Below are 314 nucleotides of genomic sequence, written 5' to 3'. Positions count from 1 at the left end.
CGGGCCAGTCTTGAAACCGGCGATGTTCCCACCCTGCTGGATAACCTGATTGCCGATATGGGGGTGCATTCCTGGCACCTGCTGTTTCCAGACGCCGCTGATCAGTCACTGTTGCACCAGGAAACAGAACTGCACCGGATTGGCTGCCAGTTCCACTGGAATAATAGAAGCTACCAGGACTTCGAGGATTTTCTGACTGCCCTGACCTCTCGCAAACGCAATGCTATCCGCAAAGAGCGCCGGCAGGTGGCAGAACAGGGAATCAGCTTCAGCCGTTTCCATGGCCGTGACATCTCCGACCGGGTGCTGTCGAC

1 protein-coding gene is annotated in these 314 nt (G+C 56.7%); it reads left to right on the top strand.

Going from position 1 to position 314, the window contains the following annotated elements:
* Positions 1 to 314: peptidogalycan biosysnthesis protein (locus E5Q11_RS17495; RefSeq protein ID WP_210426343.1), on the top strand; the 314-nt coding region annotated here is incomplete at both ends.

The organism is Marinobacter confluentis, from assembly GCF_004785685.1.
GTDB classification, from domain to species: Bacteria; Pseudomonadota; Gammaproteobacteria; order Pseudomonadales; family Oleiphilaceae; genus Marinobacter; species Marinobacter confluentis.
The sequence above is the reverse complement of the archived record's forward strand: the minus strand, read 5'-3'. Positions and strand labels throughout refer to the sequence as shown.